Origin of the sequence: Methanobrevibacter sp. AbM4, assembly GCF_000404165.1 — an archaeon.
GTDB lineage: Archaea > Methanobacteriota > Methanobacteria > Methanobacteriales > Methanobacteriaceae > Methanarmilla > Methanarmilla boviskoreani.
The window spans coordinates 1415456-1435270 of the sequence record NC_021355.1; the positions used below are offsets into that span (position 1 = coordinate 1415456).

14 protein-coding genes and 1 tRNA gene are annotated in these 19815 nt (G+C 29.0%); 3 read left to right on the forward strand and 12 right to left on the reverse strand.

The window, feature by feature from the left end; genetic code table 11:
- Positions 1–30: 30 nt before the first annotated feature.
- The gene (locus ABM4_RS05870) at positions 31–882 is read left to right on the forward strand and encodes an MBL fold metallo-hydrolase (protein WP_016358764.1); all 852 of its coding nucleotides are present in this window, start codon (positions 31–33) and stop codon (positions 880–882) included.
- Between the two features lie 470 nt (positions 883–1352).
- Here the strand turns inward: ABM4_RS05870 and nifU are convergent, their stop codons facing one another.
- The 5 genes from nifU to ABM4_RS08795 all read right to left on the reverse strand — a co-directional run bounded on the left by nifU (position 1353) and on the right by ABM4_RS08795 (position 9346).
- Positions 1353–1736 (reverse strand): Fe-S cluster assembly scaffold protein NifU, encoded by a 384-nt coding sequence (nifU, locus tag ABM4_RS05875; protein ID WP_016358765.1) that lies wholly within the window; start codon positions 1734–1736, stop codon positions 1353–1355.
- Between the two features lie 69 nt (positions 1737–1805).
- A complete protein-coding gene (gene nifS, locus ABM4_RS05880; RefSeq protein ID WP_016358766.1) occupies positions 1806–3011 on the reverse strand; it encodes a cysteine desulfurase NifS in 1206 nt (401 codons plus the stop codon).
- Positions 3012–3880: 869 nt separating this feature from the next.
- Positions 3881–5236, reverse strand: coding sequence for an O-acetylhomoserine aminocarboxypropyltransferase/cysteine synthase family protein (locus tag ABM4_RS05890; RefSeq protein ID WP_016358767.1), 1356 nt, complete (start codon positions 5234–5236; stop codon positions 3881–3883).
- 748 nt (positions 5237–5984) lie between these two features.
- Positions 5985–8081: an acetate--CoA ligase alpha subunit gene (gene acs, locus ABM4_RS05895; protein WP_016358768.1), complete on the reverse strand. Its 2097-nt coding sequence runs from the start codon at positions 8079–8081 to the stop codon at positions 5985–5987.
- 695 nt (positions 8082–8776) lie between these two features.
- The gene (locus tag ABM4_RS08795; RefSeq protein ID WP_016358769.1) at positions 8777–9346 is read right to left on the reverse strand and encodes a TetR/AcrR family transcriptional regulator; all 570 of its coding nucleotides are present in this window, start codon (positions 9344–9346) and stop codon (positions 8777–8779) included.
- 456 nt (positions 9347–9802) lie between these two features.
- Here ABM4_RS08795 and ABM4_RS05905 point away from each other — a divergent pair, with 456 nt between their 5' ends.
- Positions 9803–10036 carry a hypothetical protein gene (locus tag ABM4_RS05905; RefSeq protein ID WP_016358770.1) on the forward strand — a complete coding sequence of 78 codons (234 nt, stop codon included), beginning with the start codon at positions 9803–9805 and terminating at the stop codon, positions 10034–10036.
- A gap of 536 nt (positions 10037–10572) precedes the next feature.
- Entirely contained in the window at positions 10573–12087 is a 1515-nt protein-coding gene (locus ABM4_RS05910) for a radical SAM/SPASM domain-containing protein (RefSeq protein ID WP_016358771.1), read from the forward strand.
- Positions 12088–12662: 575 nt separating this feature from the next.
- Here the strand turns inward: ABM4_RS05910 and cysS are convergent.
- From cysS to aroA, 7 genes are all read right to left on the reverse strand, one after another.
- Positions 12663–14126 (reverse strand): cysteine--tRNA ligase, encoded by a 1464-nt coding sequence (gene cysS, locus ABM4_RS05915; protein ID WP_016358772.1) that lies wholly within the window; start codon positions 14124–14126, stop codon positions 12663–12665.
- 262 nt (positions 14127–14388) lie between these two features.
- Positions 14389–14460: transfer RNA gene (locus ABM4_RS05920), tRNA-Cys, on the reverse strand.
- 119 nt (positions 14461–14579) lie between these two features.
- Positions 14580–14957 (reverse strand): transcriptional regulator, encoded by a 378-nt coding sequence (locus ABM4_RS05925; protein ID WP_016358773.1) that lies wholly within the window; start codon positions 14955–14957, stop codon positions 14580–14582.
- 399 nt (positions 14958–15356) lie between these two features.
- Positions 15357–16040, reverse strand: a complete 684-nt coding sequence (cysE, locus tag ABM4_RS05930) for a serine O-acetyltransferase (protein ID WP_016358774.1) — start codon at positions 16038–16040, stop codon at positions 15357–15359.
- A gap of 179 nt (positions 16041–16219) precedes the next feature.
- Positions 16220–17209: a cysteine synthase A gene (gene cysK, locus ABM4_RS05935; protein WP_016358775.1), complete on the reverse strand. Its 990-nt coding sequence runs from the start codon at positions 17207–17209 to the stop codon at positions 16220–16222.
- Positions 17210–17694: 485 nt separating this feature from the next.
- On the reverse strand, positions 17695–18342 hold the full coding sequence (gene nth / locus ABM4_RS05940) for an endonuclease III (protein WP_016358776.1): 648 nt from the start codon (positions 18340–18342) through the stop codon (positions 17695–17697).
- A gap of 2 nt (positions 18343–18344) precedes the next feature.
- A complete protein-coding gene (gene aroA / locus ABM4_RS05945) occupies positions 18345–19709 on the reverse strand; it encodes a 3-phosphoshikimate 1-carboxyvinyltransferase (protein ID WP_016358777.1) in 1365 nt (454 codons plus the stop codon).
- Between the last annotated feature and the right edge of the window lie 106 nt (positions 19710–19815).

The window sequence follows — 19815 nt, forward strand, 5'->3', positions numbered from 1 at the left end:
TAAAGTTTATAACAAATAGTAGGAATAAATATGAGAATTACATTTTTAGGTACTGGAGGCGGAAGATTTGCTACAATCAGCCAAAAAAGAATGACCGGAGGATTTAGAATAGATAATATTAGTGGTTTTAATCTTCACGTCGATCCAGGCCCAGGGGGTCTTTTAAGAAGTTTAGAATTTGGAATTAATCCAAGTAATTTAGATGGAGTATTTATTTCCCATTGCCATACCGACCATTATAATGATGCCGAAATATTAATTGAAGCAATGACCAAAGGAATGACTAAAAAAAGGGGCAACATTATTGGAAGTAAAAGTGTAATGGAAGGGGTTGATCAGTGGGGACCAAGTATCTCAAATTACCACAAAAGCAATTCTAAAACATACATTCTAGAGGAAAATAAGGAAATAGATCTTGAAAAGTTTAGTTTAACTGGAACCAAAACAATACATGGTGACCCGTTTGGAGTTGGTTTTCAATTAAAAACAGAAAACATCACAATCTCCTACACCTCTGATACAAGATATTTTGAAGAGCTTAAAGATTACCATAAAGGCGCCGATGTTCTAATCGGAAGTATACTTAGACCGGGCACTAAAGGTCTTAAGGGCCATATGTGTAGTAAAAACTTTAAGGATTTGATATTGGAGATTAAACCGAAACTTGCTATAATGACCCACTTCGGATTTAAAATGTTAAAGAGTAATCCCATTAAAGAGGCTCAGGAAATTAAAAAAGAAACTGGAGTTAAAACAATAGCTGCCACTGACGGGATGGTAATTGATGTTGATTATAAAAATCCAAGTAAATCCTATATATCCAAAATGAAAAGAAGAACCATTCCTGGAAGATTTAGTAATGATATTTTTAAACTTTATTAAACTATTATCTAAATCTCCCATAGATTTTTGATTAAAACCATTAAAGCATATGTTAAATATTGTAGTTACTGGTTAAAAATTTAAATAACCAGTTTAAAAATTAGCAGATTATATACAAACGTCTTATTTTAGAACACATAAAAGTTAAAAAACAGCCAAGTAATTTTAAAGATAATAAGAATCTTATTTTATAATATTTAAAAATCAATATATACAAACGATTTAAAAAAAAGTATAGATTAAGTGGTCAAAGTAGAGTAGGTATTAAAGTGATAAATTGAATTTTTAATCTAACTTTGACCATGAGATGTAAAACTAAACAGAGAAATAAGTTAAGAGTAAAGTTTATAAATTGATAATCTGTTTAGAATTACATTAAACTAAATAAAAAAAATAATATTTTCCCATGTAGTTGACATAGAAAAAATATTAGAATAATTTATTGTAAAAAAGAATTAATAATACATAAATTATGTATTATCTTGTTTTTTTCTGTAATCTTCGATTGCAGCACGTAATGCGTCACTTGCTAAATTTGAACAATGCATCTTAATTGGAGGTAAACCTTCTAACTCATCAGCAACATCTTTTCTTGTAATATTATAGGCCTCATCAACAGTCTTACCAATTGCAAGTTCAGTGATCATACTACTTGTTGCAATAGCTGCACCACAACCAAATGTTTTAAATTTAACATCCCTAATTACATCATTGTCATCAACATCAATATAGAATGTCATTAAATCTCCACAAGTAGGGTTTCCAACTGTAGCTTCCCCACTTGCATCTTCAATAACTCCTGTATTTCTTGGATGTGCAAAATGATCTAAAACTTTATCTGTATATTCTTCCATAAACTCACCTTCATTTTCTATAAATACTTAAATTAAATTAATAGATTCTTTCTTTTCAATTTCACAAATTTAATATACATCTTCTTTGTTAATTTCAATATATTTCTGATTGGTATAGTCCCATAAAGGAGACATTTTTCTAAGACCGTCAACTACTTCCTTAATGGAATCTACAACATAATCAACATCATCAATACTGTTTTCAACACCTAAAGACAATCTTAAAGATCCATGAGCTAATGCCGGTTCTAAACCAATAGCTGTTAAAACATGTGATGGTTCTAATTTTTGAGATGAACATGCAGAACCTGTTGCTACTTGAATTCCTTTAGCATCAAGTCTTAATAATAATGATTCACCTTCAATTCCAGAGAATCTCAAATGAACATTGTTAGCTAACCTATGTTCCAAGTCACCATTTACATAGGATTCAGGTACCTCTTCAAGAACCCTTTTGATAATAGCATCTCTGATTTCAGTTAACTTAGCGGTATTTTTCTCCATGTCCCTCTGTGCAATTTCACATGCCTTACCGAATCCTACAATTCCTGCAACATTTTCTGTTCCAGCTCTAAGTTTTCTTTCCTGACCACCACCATGGATTAAAGGATCAATTTTAACACCTTTCCTAATGTATAATGCACCTACACCTTTAGGTCCATATAATTTATGTGAACTTATTGAAAGTAAATCAATATTCTGTTTTTTAACATCTATCGGTACTTTACCCGCACTTTGAACTGCATCGGTATGGAATAAAACATTATGTTTATGTGCAATTTCTCCTAACTTTTCGATAGGCTCTATTGTACCGATTTCATTGTTTGCATGCATAATTGTTACAAGGAATGTTTCATCTTTAATAGCGTTTTCAAGATCTTCAGGATCAACTAAACCGGTAGGTCCTACTGGTAGGTAGGTGACTTCAAATCCCCATTTTTCCAAGTATCGACAAGTCTCTAATACTGCAGGGTGTTCAATTTGACTTGTGATAATATGATTCTTTTCTGGATGTTTGGATCTTTCCCTTAAAGCAATTCCTTTAATTGCAAAGTTATCGGATTCTGAACCTCCACTAGTAAATATAATTTCTCTTGTATCAGCATTAATTAAATCTGCAACTTGTTGACGAGCCTTTGCAACAGCTCTTTGAGAAACCCTACCTATTTCATATAATGTAGAAGCATTTCCAAAATTCTCTACAAAGAATGGTTTCATTTCTTCAAAAACTTCAGGATCAACAGGTGAAGTTGCTGAATTATCCATATATACCATATAAAACTCCTCCTCTTATTAATAAAATTATTTAATGATTTTTATTTTTATATAAATAACAAAAGTTTTTTATAAGTTAAAAATTAATTTAAAAATATAACTCCTGTTATATTATAACTATAGTTATATAGGTTATGGTACTATATAAAGCTTACTATTTTTAAAAAAAGTTTTCTTGAAAATTAATATACAGCTGCAAATTTATTAAAAAAAGATAAATGATTTCAATTGATAAAAAAAAGATAAGTAATTGAAGATTACTTATCTTAATGAAAATTTATTATTGGACGGGCCTAATCCAACAACAAATTCTAAATATAGAGACAATATTTTAATATTTAAAATTAATAACGATATTTATATCATTATCCGTGTTTCATTTATAGATTTATTAATTAAGGCTTTAATTTATAAAACAGAGGTTTTATAACTAATTTTACATATGATAAACGATTGAGGAAAAAACATATGTAAATAGATAAATAGATTTTATGAAAAAATCTAAATATCTAATTGATTTACCTAAAGTTTAGGTTTTATTATATATTTAATGACTTTAATGACTTTTTTAAGACTTCTTGAATCTTATTAAAATTTTTTATTTGACTTTATTTAATTTTCCAATTTATTTTACCTCCTATCTAAGATTTTAAATTCAACATCAAATCACCATTATAAGAAGAAATAATTAAAATATTAAATGTATTTTTCAAATAATTCTGGCAGATGAATGTTTATTTTTAATTTAAGGTGACACACATCTAATATCAATTATTAATTCAGAAGGGCGTTTTTAGTCAACAGTACTCTAAGATAAACAAGAATGTTCTTGATGACATCACATAGACTCCTGTTAATAATAAATCGATTTACTCATCAACATCAATTTTATCCAATGCTTGATCTATATCGGCAATAATATCCTCAATATTTTCAAGACCAATAGATAGTCTGATGAAGTCAGGAGTTACACCTACTGCAAGTTGCTCTTCCTCAGTTAATTGTGAGTGAGTAGTGCTTGAAGGATGTATTACTAAACTTTTTGCATCTCCAATGTTTGCAAGATGTGATAAAAGTTTTACATTATTAATGAATTCAATAGCTTTATCACGACCACCTTTAATACCAAATCCTAATATTGCACCATAATATCCAGGATCATCACCAAAACCATTTGGATTACCTAAATATTTTACAGCAGTTTCATGTGATGGGTGAGATTTTAATCCAGGATAACTTACCCAACTTACCTTAGGATGTTTTTCCAAGTGTTCTGCTACAGCTTGTGCATTCTCGGCATGTTTTTTTACCCTAACATCTAAACTTTCAAGACCTTGTAGGAAAATAAAACTATGTACAGGAGCAAGGGTTGCACCTAAATCTCTTAATAACCTAGCTCTAATTCTAATCGGATAAGCAATATTTCCAATTCCATCAGGTACATCATGGAATGCCTCCCAGAAGTTTAATCCATGATAGGATTCGTCTGGTTCTGAGATGGTTGGGAATTTACCGTTACCCCAATTGAATTTACCACTATCCACTACAAATCCACCAATAGCGGTACCATGTCCACCTACAAATTTAGTTGCGGATCCTACTACCACATCTGCACCATGTTCGAGAGGTCTTAAGATTCCTACAGCAGAAGTGTTATCAATGATTAATGGAATACCATGTGAATGAGCAATATCCGCTAATCTTTCAAAATCAGGAACATCTAATTTTGGATTACCAATTGATTCTGCATAAATAGCTTTTGTCTTATCATCGATTGCTTTTTCAAATGCGCCGTAATCGTCGGATTTTACAAATTTAACATCACGAGCAAGTTCTTTAAAGGTGTGTTCAAATAAATCATAAGTTCCACCATAAAGGTTATCTGCAGATACAATGTTATCTCCAGGTTGTGTAATGTTTAATATTGAATATGAAATAGCTGCCAAACCACTTGCTGCGGAGATACCGTAGTTTCCCCCTTCAACAGCTGCAATTCTTTGTTCAAATGCATCACTTGTAGGATTTGTTAGTCTACCATATATTTGACCAAACTCAGATAATGCAAATCTGTTTGCCGCTTGGTCTGTATCCTTAAATACATAGGAAGTTGTTTGATATATTGGAACCGCCCTAGCGCCAGTGGCTGGATCTGCTTCTTCTTGACCCGCATGTAATCCTAAAGTTGCTGTACCTTTTCCATAATTTTTTGTGTTATCATAACTCATAATAAATACCTCAATGTAATTTTTTTTAATTTTCTTCTTTTCTAAATGATTAAATATAAAATTGAACAGTTAATTTTTTTTACCACATTAAAATATAACTATAGTTATAAAATCTAATGTTTTGCTTTTTAAGATATAAATTTTTAAAAAAATTATTTATTCAATATATAACAATTGTTAATTACCATATAAAAACATTTTCCTTTCTCATGATAATTAAAAATCATATATTGAAAATAATTTTTCAATTTTATAAAATATATACAATTATTATAAAAAGCAATTATTTATTCAATATATAACAATAGTTATTTTTCATATATAAAGGTTTCCTTTAAAATGAAAATAGCCTAAGAAACATATCGAAAAAATCACCTTTTAATTTTTATAAAGCAATTATTTATTCAATATATAACAATAGTTATTTTTCATATATAAATCTTTTGTAAATAATTTAAAAATTAAAATCTTGAAAAAAGATATTAAATTTAAAACCGGTTATCCAATAGGAAAATAAATACTATCATTCATGAAGTAATATAATCTAAAATAAGGATTTCCCTTATTAAATAATAAAAGGAATATTAAAAATCAATAAAACCAAGATATAAATTAAAAATAAGACAACAACATAGAAAAAAAGCATAATCAAAAATTAAAAAAAACTATTTAAAAACAATGAAAAAAATTAAAAATCAGTTTAATAAAAAATAGCTAAAAATTAAAAAAAGAAAGATTAAATTAAAAATTATAATTTGATCTTAATGTCAAGAGCACTTGATCCTTCTTCATAAACAAATACTGGGTTTATATCTAATTCGGAGATATCATCAAAGTCAAGTGTTAATTTTGCAACACGTTTGATAGTGTTTTTAACCTCGTCTATATCTCCAGGAGCCTCTCCACGGTATCCTTTTAATAATTTAGATACTTTGGTTTCATTGATTTGTTCATCAATCTCCTCAGAACTTAAACCTTTTGCAAGTTTAAATGAAACATCCTCGATAAGGTTAACTAATACTCCACCCATACCAAAGGAAATCATTGGTCCGAATTGTTCGTCGCGTACCATACCAACAATGACTTCAATACCGGAATCCATCATTTTCTGTACTTCCACACCGTCAGGTACTATGTCTGGGTGAGCTTTTTTAGCATTTGCAATAATCTCATCATATGCCTCTTTAGCCTCATCCCTATTAGATATTCCTACCTTTACACCACCAATATCTGATTTATGTAATATCTTATCTGAGGCAATCTTAAGTACCACAGGAAATTCCATTTCCTCAGCAAGATCTGCAGCTTCCTCTGCAGAGGTTGAAAGTTTGATTGGTGCTGCTGAGATTCCATAGGCCTCAGCCACAGCATAAGCCTCACTACCAAGCAGGGTATCTCTTCCATCAGCTTTGACCTTTTCAAAGATTTTTTCAACAGCTTCCTTATCAACATCGTCAATATCATCAACAGGTGTATCGAATTTCTTATGTTGCAATTCCTCAAATGATGCGAGATAATCTGTTACTTTAACTGCTGACTCAGGGAAAACATAAACCGGAATTTCATTTTCCCTTAACTTTTTATTTGGTTCAGTGAATGAAGGACCACCCATATTTACAACAAGTACAGGCTTATTAGAATCTTTAGTACCCTCAATAATCGCATCTGCAATTCCATCGGTATCCGCCTTAGCAGTAGGGCAGACAATAATTGAAATAACGTCTACCTCATCAGAGTCTAAGAGAATTTCTAAGGTATCTTTATATCTATCGGTAGGTGCATCCCCCAACACATCAACTGGATCTGTACATGCCGCCTCTAGAGGTAAAATCTCTTCAAGTTTTTTAACAGTTTCATCGGAAAAATCGGCAATGTTAATGTTGTGTCTTTCCATTGAATCTACAGAGAGAACTCCCCCTCCACCTGCATTTGTAATAACTGCCATATTACGTCCTTTCGGAAGTTCACAGTTAGAAAATGCAGAAGCAACTTCAAATAATTCATCCATAGTTGTTACACGGAAAATACCTGCTTGTTCAAATGCGGTTGTAAATGCGGTATCACTTCCTGCAAGTGCGCCAGTATGTGATGATGCAGCAGCAGCACCTGCAACACTACAACCAGATTTAAGTACCACAATAGGTTTTTTCTTGGATACTGTTCTTAATGTATTAATGAAATCATCGGATTCACTAACTGACTCGAGATAAACAGTAATTACAGCAGTTTCTGGATCGTTTGCTAAATTTTCAATAAGTTCAATCTCAGTAGTTCCTGCTTTATTTCCAAGGGAAATACATTTACTGAAACCAATTCCGGAAGTGAAACTCCAATCAATAATTGCTACCATCATAGCTCCACTTTGAGAAATAAATGCCATATTACCTTTAGGAGGCATAGATTGTGAAAATGAAGCATTTAATGGAGTGTGAGAATCGGAAATACCTAAACTATTCGGTCCAATAAGATTCATATCATATTTTTCAGCAATGGATTTAAGTTCCTCTTCTAATTTTACACCTTCACCACCAATCTCTTTAAATCCTGCAGAAATCACCACTACATTCTTAATAGATTTTTTACCGCATTCTTCAAGAACTGGATTAACTCCTTTAGATGGAATTGAAATAACAGCTAAATCAGGTGCTTCAGGTAAATCTAAAACACTTTTATAAGATTTTAATCCTTGAATCTCATCGTCCTTAGGATTTATAGGGTAAATCTTTCCTTTATAATTACCCTCTAATAAATTATTAACAATGATATATCCTACTTTACCTTCAGAATTTGATGCCCCTATAATTGCAACAGAATCTGGTTTAAACATCTTGTCAAGACTATCCATATTTTGTCTCCCATAGTTAATCTAATTCAGTTAAAAATTAAATTACTTAAAATTAGAATTAAAGAGTCATTATACTCTGATTTAATATAACAAACATACTATAATCTAATTAAACTAAATAGTAATCTTTTTTGCCATTAGATTAATTTTATCATTAATTCACTTTAAGATTTAAATAATTTTTGGAAAAATCCGATAGGGATTAGTTTCCAAATTAATAAACATGTATTATTTAATTATTGTAATATAAATAATTTATCATTATAAATAATTAAAAATTAATGATATTTATAAAGTTTATAAAAAAAATTTTATTAAAAAAGCTAAATCGGCTTCCTATATAATAATAAGTTTAAGATGTTTTAAATAATTTCTCATTAATAACCATTATTTTATATAAAAAAATAAGAAATTAAAAGAAAACTGAAAAAACAACTAAAAAATATCATTTAAACAAAAAATAAGTGAATATGAATAAAGATTAAAAATATTACAGTTTTTATTAAAATCTGGAAAAGAATCAATTAAAAATAACTGATAATCATATAATTTATAATAATATGAAAATGGGTACTTTAAAAAATCTTAAAATAATAATATAATATAATATAATTCTAAAAATATTTCCTCTTATTAGTAAGAAACGATCCAAAATAAAATAAAATAAAAAAATAAAAAATATTGATTTTGATAGTCTATTCAAATAAGGAAGTTGTTAACTCATCCAAATATCTATATAAGTCATCAGGACCATATTTATCAATATTTTTCATCCAAAATGAGGATAATCTTGAAATTCCACCAACGTAAAATTCTGAAACTACCTCAACAGGATATTTAAATTTATAACCCTTTTCTTCCTCCTCATATAATCTTTCTTTAAGATCATCGGATATTATATCCCCTAAGATTTTAAGGGTTCTCATATCTTCATTTTTAAGAATGATTGAGGAATACAACTCTTTATTATCATAAATATAATGAGTAATTATCTTTTCTAAATTAGAATAATATTCCCTAATATTTGAGGGGTTATTATTAATCACTTCATTTGCAATATTACTAGTTAAAGACTTAACCATATATTCCAATAATTCATATTTATCATTAAAATGATAATAAAAGGTACTTCTTGGAATATTTGCCTCCTTACAGATGTCTATAACTTTAATATTTTCAATAGAATTATCAATTAGAAGATTTCCAAGTGCCTTAACTAAAGCTTCATCTATACCCGTTTTATTAGTTTTTCCTCTAGAAACCATTTTCTTTTCCTCCTAATTGTAAAAAAAATTTAGAATATTGTATGTATTTAATAATAAATAAAAGTTTTTATATGTACAAAATATCAATGTTGTACAGTTAAAACCCTAGAATGAACAAATAATCAAAAAATGGTTCATGATTAACTTTAAGAATATAAAAACATGAAAAAAATTTTTAAATAACCAAAAGCGATAAACCAGAATAAAACATTACTTAAAACTAAAATTGTTTGAAAAGGTATTAAATTAATGAAAAAATAAGAAGAATTAAAGAAATAAATAAGATAAAAAAGGGATAAAAGAGTTTTAATTCTAAATCCATTAAACAAAATAAAATTAAATGTTTAAATATAGTGTTATAAATGTTTAAACATAAAACAAAAGATAGATAACAAAGAAAAGCTTTATATATACATATAAACCATTTTTAATTAGAAATTAAAAGGGATGATAAAAATGGTTAGTAATAAAAGTGCTGCAGTTATCTCCTTTTTCCTACCAGGAATAGGTCAAGCTGCTCAAGGCAAGACAGGTTATGGAATAGCAACATGGATTATCACATTAATTATTGCATATGCAATTTACTATTTCACACAACCTAATGTATGGTATGCCATAATTATTTATTTCATCATAGGTATTATTGCAGCATACTATGCCTATAAAGATGATGGCAGAAGTAGTGAATAATCACTACTTACCCATCTTTTGGAGATTCTTAAAAATTTTTTCTAAAACTTAAAAAAAAAACAATTCAAAAACTAACTGATATCTAGACAATTGAAATTTTAAGACCCTTAAAACAAAGAAAAGAGTATTACTAATTTTTTTAATCATACCTAGGATCAAATTAAAATCCATAAAAAAAACCTATTGAATAAATTACACATCAAGTTTATCTTAATAAAAAACTTTAAAAAAGACTTTAACTTGAACATATTACTTTTTTTGTAAAATAAAAGAGAAATAAATTGATAAAATAAAATTAATGAAATAAATAATAGTCTAGACAAATTTTAAAAAGTGAACAAACAACCGTTTTTTTATTAGAGAGTTATAAAAAATAATAAAGTATATCAATTATAAAAATAGTAATAATAATTGAAAAAATATTTATATAATGAACATTTTGTGAAATAAGTTCACAAAATTAGATAATCTTTAAAAAATTAGGATTATAATATAAATTTGTTAATACTTTATAAAAAAATAGGCGAGATGATTTTATGAGCAAAAATAAATCCCCAGAGGAAGAAGCTGCAAATACAAAACAAATGATAGAAACCTTTGAAAACATTGTAAACAGCTCAATCTCTCATAAAGTTCTTAATAGTGCACTTTCCTATTGTGATAAATGTGGAGAAACAAGACTTGAATCTGCACTAAGATACATTGTAGGACTTCAAGATGATATCTGTTTAAAATGTAAAGTATTAGTTCCTAGTATTAAACTTATAATTAACAAAGGTTTATCCACTTTTGATACACCAGAAGAAAGTTTCATGAAAGCAATGCAGGATGAGACATGGATAAGAGGATTAGTTACTACATTCCAGGGTATGGCCAAATTTGGTGTACAAACACCATTTGTACCTGGAGCACCTTACCAGATTGTATGGAACATTACAAGAAAATGTAACTTTAAATGCCTACATTGTTATGAAAACGCAGGACGCAAAGGTGATGATGAGCTTAGTCCCGATGAAATTTTTAAAGGAATTAAAAAATTAGCTGATGCAGGTGTAATTTCAATTGCATTTTCAGGTGGAGAACCTAGTACAGATCCACATATAGTGGATTATGTTAGATATGCTTCCAGTCTAGGAATGTATGTGTCAATGGCAACAAATGGTTACATATACTCCAAAAAGGAGAAGGTTCAAGAAATTGTGGATGCAGGTCTACAATTCGTACAGATTAGTTTAGATGGTCTTAACCCTAAAACACATGATGAATTTAGACAGGTACCTGGTTCCTGGGAACATGCAGTACAGGCCATAAAAAACTTCAATGAAACCGATGCATTTGTCGAGGTCTCAACTACAGTTACACAGAAAAACAAAAATGAAATCCCCGATATGATTGATTTCATGAGAGAACTAAAAGTCGGATGGTTTATGTTATATAACTTTATTCCAACGGGTAAAGGTTCTGAGGCAAGGGAATTAGATCTAACTGCAGAGGACAGATTGGAACTTTTAAATTTAATCTATAGAGAAAATGGTAAAGGAGAATTACAAATATTATCTACAGCCCCACAATTTGCAGATATTGCTGTCCATACAAATCCTGCAGATCTTGATAGGGATGATGATAAAACATTAATTCCTACCCACTTCTATAATGTAGAATACAGTAACCCTGCAATGATGGAACTTTCAAGATTTATTGGAGGCTGTGGTGCAGGAAGGTTCTATCTTGGTATAGAACCTAACGGTGATATTTACCCATGTGTCTTCTTCCCACATGATGAGATACTTAGGGTAGGAAACATTAAAGAAGATGATATGGACGACATTTGGACAAACAGTAAAGTCCTAAAGGAATTAAGAAATAAAGATATTCTTAAAGATAGCTGTAGCGAATGTGAATCCAAATACATCTGTGGTGGATGTAGAGCAAGAGCATATACCATTACTGGAGATTACCTTGCAGGCGATCCCGGTTGTAGAAAATATGACGAATATATCCAAAACCATAGACCGAATTATATTAATAAAGAAGTAGAAGCAGGAAAATAATTCCCAATCTACTTCCAACTTTTTTTAAACCAAAGCAACTAATTTTTAAATTACCAAACTACTGTTTTTCAAATACCAAATTTATTTTAGATATTTAAATCCGATGAGGATTATAATTAGAATATTTTACAGATAATCTTCTCAAACAAGAATATTAAATTTTAAAATCAATGAAAAATTAAAAATTATACTCTTTAAATATTATTTATATATATCTTATAAATCAAAAACAAGATAAAAATAAAGAAATTAATTTAAAGAAAGATAGAATTAATTAAAACAATAGGATTATTTAAACTATCTAAATGTTTATATCTAAATAAATTTATAAAAAAGATAATCAGCAGAGAATAATTAAAAATTAAAAATTTATTAAAAAATAGATTATAATAAAGTTATTAAATTGGAAAAATGATTAATTTTTAATCAATAATAAATGGCTAAAAAACAGTAGAAACATATAAAATCAACAAGATAGTAATAGCTGAAAAACAGTAGAAACCTAAAATCAATAAAAAAGAGATTAAAAAAAAAGAATTTAATATTGAAAATCAATAATTAAGGAAATGAAATTTTTAATCACTAATTTCATAACCTAAATCAGTTAATTTTGCACGGATATCATCGGATAAATCATATTGTTTATTAGCTCTAAGCTTTTTACGGGTGTCTGCGATTAAATCAAGTAAAGCTTCCTCGTTATCCCCATTGTTACCATTATCATCAAGGAAAAAAATTCCTAAAATATCATTAACAGTAACTAAAAATCCTTTAATAGCCAATATATCATTAATATCCAGGTCTTTTAGCTGACTTTTAGATTCACTAATTAATTCAAACAAAGATGCGATAGCTTTAGGAGTATTAAAATCATCATCCATTGCATTGAAGAAAGAAACAATGGTGGATTTTAAAACATCATAACTAGTTGATTCAAGGGAATCGATTTTATCTTCTATGACATCCTCATCCTCAAATTCACTATTTAGAATCTCATCAATATCATTAACATATGATTTAATCTTGTCCAAACTCTTACCTGCCTGGTGAAGACTGTCTTTTGAGAAATCTATAGGACTTCTATAATGGGTGGATAATACAAAGAATCTAAAGGTCTCTGGAGATACTTCTTTAAGTAAATCTCTAATTGTAATAAAGTTTCCAAGAGATTTTGACATTTTCTCCCCGTCAACATTTAAAAATCCTGTATGTAACCAATAATTAACCATCGGTTTTTTACCTGATACCGCTTCCATCTGTGCAATTTCTGCATCATGATGAGGGAATATTAAATCAAGACCTCCACCATGAATATCGTATTGTTCACCAAAGTATTCCTCAGTAATTGCGGTATCCTCAATATGCCATCCAGGTCTACCTTTACCCCATGGGGAACTCCATACAGGTTCACCATAATATTCAATACCATCCCTTTTCTTCCATAAAGCAAAATCCCTAGGATCCTTTTTAGTTTTATCTTCCTGAAGTCTATGACCTTCAAGTTCATCTATTTTCCTATTGGACAATTTGGCAAAATCCTTGAATTTATTTACCTGAAAATAAACTCCTGTATCTGTTTCATATGCATAACCCTTTTCTATTAATCTCTCAATTTGATTAATGATTTTATCCATATGATCTGTTGCTCTCATTTGAAGGTTTAGACCTTTAACATTTAGGGATTCCATATCCTCATTATATCTACGTTCATACTTTCTTGCAAGGTCAAAACATACTGAACTTAAATCATCATTTACCTTTCCGATTTCCTTTCCCCTATTGATAATTTTATCGTCAATATCAGTAACATTTTGCATATAAATAACTGAATAACCTTTATATTCCAAATATCTTTTTATCATGTCAAAAGATATATAAGTTCTACCATGACCTATATGAGCATCATTATAAACGGTAGGTCCACATACAAAGAATTTTACTATATTCTTATTAATTGGTTTAAAATATTCTTTTCTACGTGTTAAAGTAGAATATAATTTAAGTGAACAAGTATTATTTTCTTTCTTATTATTATTCATAATATTCTCCATTTCTTTGTATAAAATTAAAATTGATTATTAAAAATAGTATTCAAACATTTAAATTTAAGAATTCATGAATCCTATAATTTTTTAAGTCTATTAAATATATAATACTAATATTTTTTTAATTATAACATATAAAATTTTGTAATCTCTTAAAAAAAAATAGTAGGACATATCTAAAAATCAATGAAAATTTATAATAAAAACTATCACAAGAAACTTAAATAATAAAAAAAAGTCAGATTAAATAATTTAAAGGCAAGATAGGGATTTGAACCCCAGTATCATGGTCTGCAGCCACGCACCTAAGCCTCTCGGTCACCTTGCCAATTTATTCAACATTATAATTTTAGTAAAAACTAGTATATAAAGTTATGTATTTTTCATAGCATATAAATTTTTTTAAATAAAAAATAAAAAAGAGGTTTTAATAAAAGTTAAAGTATCTTAACATCTCATATTAGAACCTAAGCAGGCATGACATTCAAGGGGCATATTACCTTTATCATGATGTAATTGACACATTACATCTTCCGCTTTAATAAAACGACATATCTCACATGTACGTGGTATAATATCTAATTTTTTAGCATCCCCCTTATAAAGATCAATTGCAAAATTTCTTATTAATGCCTTAACATCATCTGAAAGTTCTAACTCACTACCTCTTTTATCAGTAATATATTGACTAACTGCTGGTTGAGTAATGTCCATTAACTCTGAGATATCTTTTTGTTTCATACCTAAAGATAAGAGTTGTTTAGCTAATTCAGAACGAATTGCTGGAATTACATACCAAACTACCATTTCACAAGGTGGTTTCATTTTAATCCCCTCATATTTTTTATTTAAATATATAAATTCTACAACTTTTATCAATAAACTTTACTATTGTTAACTTATTTAAATATTATTATAATTTTCTAGTATATAAAAGTATCCAATAATAAAATAATGATGTTAAAGGGAAATTAGCCGTAAAAAAGCTAATTTAACTGGTTAATATTAAAAAAAAATTCAAAAATAGCTGTATTTTAAAAAATAAAGAAAATATAACATTGTAATATTAATCCAATCTTATAAATAAAATATAATTTTTTATTAAAAAAAATTAAGAAAATAAAAAAAATCTAAAAGTCCACACCTAAATTAAATTGATAATGAATCTTTTATCCAGGTTCAATAATATTATAAATAAAATGAATCTAGGAATAATATTAAAAATTATTCTTTAAAATTTTCATACTTGGTTCCGGAATACTGTGCGGTATATAATTCTCTTAAAGCCGTAATCTCTTTTTCAATATCAGATTGACGTTTATTAATAGATTTTATTTTATCTTTAACAGGATCTGGAAGTTTATTATGTTCTAAATCTAAAGGACATGAATTGGTTTTAGACTTAACCACTCTGCCAGGAATGCCTACACAGGTTGAATGTGGTGGAACATCTTTAAGCACAACAGAGCCAGCACCAATTTTAGAGGAATAACCAATTGTAATATCCCCCATTACTTTAGCACCTGCACCTACTACAACCGCATCCTCAACAGTAGGATGTCTTTTCTTTTTCTCTAATGAAGTACCCCCTAAAACGGCACCCTGATAAATTAACACATCGTCACCAACAATAGTAGTTTCACCTATTACAACACCCATACCATGGTCTATAAAAACCCTTCTACCTAAAAGAGCACCAGGATGGATTTCAACACCAGTTAACCATCTTCCAATTGTTGAATTAAATCTTGCTAAAAATTTAGCTCCGTGAATCCATAACCAGTGACTAAATAAATGGAACCATATTGCATAAACTCCAGGATAACAAAATAAGACTTCGATAGAACTCCTACATGCAGGATCTCTCATTTTAGCTGTTACAATATCCTCTCTTATTCTGTTAAACATTAGATATCACCTAAAAATTATTTAAAAAAATTTTAATTATTATATATTTTTAATTATATAATATATAAAATTAATTCAGAATTTAAAATAATTTAAATGATTTAAAAAAAGAAAATAAATGATTTTAGATTAATATTAATCTAATTCTCAAAATTACTATTCGAATTTAAACTCTGAAATTAATCCTGTGGAAATATTTCAGGACCATATTTCTCATAAATATCACTGAAAACCCACTCGGTAGATAAATATCTATCTCCTGAATCTGGTAAAATAGCTACAATGGTTTTACCTTTATTTTCAGGTTTACGGGCAAGTTCTAAAGCCGCATAAGTTGCTGCTCCAGAGGAAATTCCTGCAAAAATACCCTCTTCTCTTGCAAGTGCAAGTAAAGTTTTTGCTGCATCATCATCACTTACAGGTACGATTTCATCTATTACATCACCATGGTAAGTTTCTGGAACAAATCCTGCACCAATACCCTGGATTTTATGTGGACCCTTTTCACCTTTACCTAAAGTCTGTGATGTTTCAGGTTCAACTGCAACAGCTTTTAAATCGGGATTTACCTCTTTGATACCTTCTGCAATACCGGTAATAGTTCCTCCAGTACCTACTCCTGCTACAACAATATCCACATTTCCATCAGTATCCCTTAAAATTTCTTGAGCTGTGGTTTTCTTATGGAATTCTGGATTTGCTTGATTTTTAAACTGTGCAGGGTTTACAGAATTTGGAATTTCTTTAAGTAATTCATCAGCTTTAGCAATAGCTCCACCCATACCTTCTGAACCAGGAGTTAATACAATTTCAGCACCATATACTGCAAGTAATTTTCTCCTTTCAACAGACATGGTCTCAGGCATTGTTAAAATTAATCTGTATCCTCTTTGTGCAGCTACAAATGCAAGTCCAATACCAGTGTTACCACTTGTTGGCTCAATAATTACAGAATCTTTATTTAAAATTCCTCTCTCTTCAGCATCTTCAATCAATGCCACACCGATTCTATCTTTTACACTACCTGAAGGGTTGACACCCTCAACCTTTACAAGCACATCTGCATCTAAGTCTCCGGCTAAATTATTTAACCTTACTAATGGAGTATTTCCTATAATTTCTGTAACGTTTTCTGCTATTCCTCTTGTTAATTTTGGTAAGTTGACCATTTTTTATCACCATAATTTCAATTAATATAATTTTATTTTTTAAAGTTTAACAAATTTTTGTTTTATTATTTAAGATGTATATTATAATATAATTGTTGTCATTAATTCCTTAACGTATTATAATTTTTAATAAATATTATTTCAAATATATTTAAAAAAATTACATTTAATATAAAATATAACTATTGTTATAATTTATTAAATGTAAGATTTTTCTTAATTTAAATTTAATAAAAACATCTCAACAATCTAGCCAACAATTAAAATTGAAGGCTTTTTAAAAAAAATCATATAACAAGTTTATAAATATCGCAAAAATTTTTAAGATTATAAACCTCATTATATAACTATAGTTATATTTAATTTTGTTACTTATAAATGTTTTGATTTAAATTTAGAAATATTTGAAATAATAAAAAATAATAGATATAAGGAAGTTATTTGAAAAAGAGCAAAATCAAAGTAAAATGATAAATTAAAATATATTAATTATCCTTTTCATCATTCAATGGATCATAATCACATAAATCATAAATCGGACAAATTTCACATTGGGGTGAAGTTGGCTTACATATGGTTTGACCAAACTGTACCATCAGATCATTAAGTTCTATCCATAAATCTTTTGGAACAAAACTCATTAATTCCTTTTCAGTGTCTTCCGGTTTTTTAGTATCTACAAAACCCCACCTATTTGAAATTCTATGAACATGGGTATCTACCGGAATAGCAGATTCATTAAAAGCAAATACCAAAACACAATTAGCAGTTTTCCTTCCAACACCTGGAAGTGACATAAGCTCCTTTAAATCATCTGGAACCTCACCACCATATTGATCTATTAGAATTCTGGAAACCTCCTTAATACGGCCTGCCTTAACTCTGTAAAAACCAGCAGGTTTTATAAGTTCCTGAATTTTTTCAATTGACCCATCGGCTACAGCATAAATATCAGGATAAACACTGAAAAGATTCTCAGTAGCTTGGTCTGTATTTTCATCCCTCGTTCTCTGGGATAAAATAGTTCTAATAAGAACCTTATATGGATCCCTGTTACATACGACCCTAATGGTATAATTTTCATTTAAAATTTTCATGATTTTTTTAATCCTATCAACACGATTATCTGTCATGATTATGCCTCATACTCTAATTTTAAATTTATACCAATTTCTTTCATAAGTTCAATGAAATTCGGGAAAGACACATTGAAGACATCACCGTCTTCAATTGAAACATTATAGCCCTTAAGATTTAGTAAGATCAATCCCATGGCTAGCCTATGATCTTTATGGGAAGATAAAATAATCTCCTTATTCTTATCCATAGTCTGGCCGTTGATTATAATATAATCCTCAAACTCCTCAAGTTCACAGCCACATTTTCTAAGTTCCTCACATGTAGTGGAAATTCTGTCTGTTTCCTTAAATCTGGTGTGACCGATTCCAATGATTTTAGTTCTACCTTTTGCAAGTGATGCTAAAACCGCAACGGTAATGAGTAAATCAGGAGCATCTGATAAATCAATAGTATCAATTGCATTGAGGTTTCCATCGGATTTAATAGTTACAGAGGAGTCATCACAGGTAATATCTGCACCCATTTTGCTTAAGATATCTAAAATAATCTTATCTCCTTGTTTAGAATCTTTAAAAAGATTTAATATAGTAATTTCACCACCAAATATACAGCAGGCTGCAAGAAGATATGAACAGGAAGAATAATCCCCTTCAACTGTATACTCACAACCCTCATACATCTGAGGTTCAACTTTAAAATTGGATACTGTACATGATTTATAATCTTTACTACAGGAATCATGTTTAATATTCTCACAGGATTCTACATTAACGGAGAATTTATTCATTAAATCAATAGTCATATCCACATAAGGTTTTGAAACAAATTCCGGTAAAACTTCTAAGTCAACACCTTTTTCACTTAACGGTGCTGATATAAGAATTGAGGATATGAACTGGGAGGACACATCACCAGAGATAGAAGTATTTCCTCCAGTAAAACCTGGATAGACAGTTATAGGCGCTTTACCATTATCAGATTCTGTTTTAACACCTAAATCACTTAAGGCATTTAAAAGATTAGCCATCGGTCTTGTTTTAAGTGATTCATCCCCTGTAAATATTACTTTATTATTACCTAAAGCTGCAACAGATGTTAAAAGTCTAAGGGATGTTCCGGAATTAGCCAAATCAATAATAGGTTCCCTTTCAACACCTGCAATTAAAGGTTCAAAATTAGGGGAAACTTTACCGCCAACCCCCTCAACCTCAATATAATCTGAAAAATTAGTAATCTTTGCACCTAAAGTGGAACATGCAGATAAAGTTGCAAGTGTATCCTCAGAAATTAAAGGATTGAAAAGTAAACTTTCACCTTCTGCAAGTGAAGCTAAAATAATAGCTCTATGAGTGTAACTCTTTGATGGAGGAGCTTGAATAACCCCCTCAATATCTAAACATCTTTTAAATTTTAATATCATATCAATCAAGTCATAAATTATTTAATAATAAGAAGTAAAATTAAATTTTCAAAATAAAATAGTATAATATATTATATTATTATATACTCATTTTATAAATTTTTAT

Excerpts from the sequence above, each read along its gene's own strand:
- ABM4_RS05910 (WP_016358771.1), top strand. The coding sequence starts at position 10,573 with ATGAGCAAAAATAAATCCCCAGAGGAAGAAGCTGCAAATACAAAACAA.
- cysS (WP_016358772.1), bottom strand. The coding sequence starts at position 14,126 with ATGAATAATAATAAGAAAGAAAATAATACTTGTTCACTTAAATTATAT.
- cysE (WP_016358774.1), bottom strand. The coding sequence starts at position 16,040 with ATGTTTAACAGAATAAGAGAGGATATTGTAACAGCTAAAATGAGAGAT.
- ABM4_RS08795 (WP_016358769.1), bottom strand. The coding sequence starts at position 9,346 with ATGGTTTCTAGAGGAAAAACTAATAAAACGGGTATAGATGAAGCTTTA.
- nth (WP_016358776.1), bottom strand. The coding sequence starts at position 18,342 with ATGACAGATAATCGTGTTGATAGGATTAAAAAAATCATGAAAATTTTA.
- nifS (WP_016358766.1), bottom strand. The coding sequence starts at position 3,011 with ATGGTATATATGGATAATTCAGCAACTTCACCTGTTGATCCTGAAGTT.
- ABM4_RS05870 (WP_016358764.1), top strand. The coding sequence starts at position 31 with ATGAGAATTACATTTTTAGGTACTGGAGGCGGAAGATTTGCTACAATC.
- cysK (WP_016358775.1), bottom strand. The coding sequence starts at position 17,209 with ATGGTCAACTTACCAAAATTAACAAGAGGAATAGCAGAAAACGTTACA.
- ABM4_RS05890 (WP_016358767.1), bottom strand. The coding sequence starts at position 5,236 with ATGAGTTATGATAACACAAAAAATTATGGAAAAGGTACAGCAACTTTA.
- ABM4_RS05905 (WP_016358770.1), top strand. The coding sequence starts at position 9,803 with ATGGTTAGTAATAAAAGTGCTGCAGTTATCTCCTTTTTCCTACCAGGA.
- ABM4_RS05925 (WP_016358773.1), bottom strand. The coding sequence starts at position 14,957 with ATGAAACCACCTTGTGAAATGGTAGTTTGGTATGTAATTCCAGCAATT.
- acs (WP_016358768.1), bottom strand. The coding sequence starts at position 8,081 with ATGGATAGTCTTGACAAGATGTTTAAACCAGATTCTGTTGCAATTATA.
- nifU (WP_016358765.1), bottom strand. The coding sequence starts at position 1,736 with ATGGAAGAATATACAGATAAAGTTTTAGATCATTTTGCACATCCAAGA.
- aroA (WP_016358777.1), bottom strand. The coding sequence starts at position 19,709 with ATGATATTAAAATTTAAAAGATGTTTAGATATTGAGGGGGTTATTCAA.